The sequence below is a fragment of the Micromonospora sp. D75 genome (assembly GCF_018070405.1).
GTDB lineage: Bacteria > Actinomycetota > Actinomycetes > Mycobacteriales > Micromonosporaceae > Micromonospora > Micromonospora chalcea.
In genome coordinates, this window is sequence record NZ_JAGPXV010000959.1 from 1 (window position 1) to 1,446 (window position 1,446).

At 73.1% G+C, this 1,446-nt stretch carries 3 protein-coding genes; all 3 read right to left on the minus strand.

The genetic code is table 11. The features are described from left to right. A partial coding sequence (locus KBX39_RS31085) for a non-canonical purine NTP pyrophosphatase (RefSeq protein ID WP_282102501.1) occupies positions 1 to 310 on the minus strand: 310 nt, incomplete at its 3' end. Beyond that, on the minus strand, positions 307 to 1,035 hold the full coding sequence (rph, locus tag KBX39_RS31090) for a ribonuclease PH (protein WP_043326200.1): 729 nt from the start codon (positions 1,033 to 1,035) through the stop codon (positions 307 to 309). The genes rph and KBX39_RS31085, both read right to left, overlap by 4 nt. Before the next feature lie 73 nt (positions 1,036 to 1,108). Further along, positions 1,109 to 1,446: MBL fold metallo-hydrolase (locus KBX39_RS31095; protein WP_210873974.1), on the minus strand; the 338-nt coding region annotated here is incomplete at its 5' end.

Here is a 1,446-nt window from a genome sequence, read left to right on the forward strand (position 1 = left end):
GGTTGGCGTGGTCGTCGCCGTGCCGGCCGGACCAGCGGGCGCTGAACACACCCGGCATGCCGTTGAGCGCGTCCACCGCCAGCCCCGAGTCGTCGGCGATCGTCGGCAGGCCGGTACGCCGGCAGCCCTCCCGCGCCTTGATCAGCGCGTTCTCGCCGAACGTGAGGCCGGTCTCCGGCAGCTCCGGGTACTCCTCGACGTCGTCGAGGCCGAGCAGCGCGATCCGGTGCGCGCCGAGCGCGCCGTCCAGGATCCGCTGCAGCTCGACGAGCTTCTTCCGGTTCCGGGTGGCCAGCAGGACCTTGTTCATGACGAGAGCGCCTTCCGCTGCGCGTCGGCCAGTTCCAGGCAGCCCGCCACGCCCAGGTCGAGCAGCGCGTCGAGCTGATCGCGGGCGAAGACACCCGCCTCGCCGGTGCCCTGCACCTCGACGAAGTCGCCGGCGCCGGTGCACACCACGTTCATGTCGACCTCGGCGGTGACGTCCTCGGCGTAGCAGAGGTCGAGCATCGGCTCGCCGCCGATCACCCCGACGCTCACCGCCGCCACCGAACGGTGCATCACCTTCTCCACCTTGCCGGCCAGCGCCTTGCGCTCGGCCAGCCAGGTCACCGCGTCGTGCAGCGCGACGTACGCGCCGGTGATCGCCGCGGTCCGGGTGCCGCCGTCGGCCTGGAGCACGTCGCAGTCGAGCACGATCGAGTTCTCGCCGAGCGCCTTGAGGTCCACGCAGGCGCGCAGGCTGCGGCCGATCAGACGGGAGATCTCATGGGTACGTCCGCCGACCTTGCCGCGCACGCTCTCCCGGTCCGAGCGCGTGTTGGTGGCCCGGGGCAGCATCGCGTACTCGGCTGTCACCCAGCCCAGCCCGGAACCCTTGCGCCAGCGCGGCACGCCCTCGGTGACGCTCGCCGTGCAGAGCACCCGGGTCGCGCCGAACTCGACGAGCACCGAACCCTCCGGGTGGGTGCTCCAGCCCCGGGTCAGGGTCACCGGTCGGAGTTGGTCGGGCTCCCGCCCGTCAGGTCGCGCCATGCCTGCACCCTATGCGGTGCGGTGATCGGATCGTCCGCGGGTGTCCGCCGACACGGCCCGGCCGCCGCCGGGGTCACACGTCGTAGCAGGCGCCGGGCCGCACCACGTCCAGCGGCCCGGCGTACGCCCCGGCCGCCGCCTCCACCGTCTGCGACTCGCTGCCCCAGGCCGGTACGAGATGGGTGAGCAGCAGCCGCCCCACGCCCGCCTTGGTGGCCGCCTCGCCCGCCTCCCGGCCGGTCAGGTGCAGATCCGGCGGGTTCTCCACGCCGTCCATGTAGCTCGCCTCGCAGAGGAACACGTCGGCGTCCTGGGCCAGGCGCAGCAACGCCTCGCAGGGCGCGGTGTCGGCGGAGTAGCAGAACACCCGCCCGCCGTGCTCCAGCCGCACCCCGTACGTCTCGACCGGGT

Coding starts and splice junctions, on each gene's coding strand:
- rph (WP_043326200.1), bottom strand. CDS start 1,035: ATGGCGCGACCTGACGGGCGGGAGCCCGACCAACTCCGACCGGTGACC.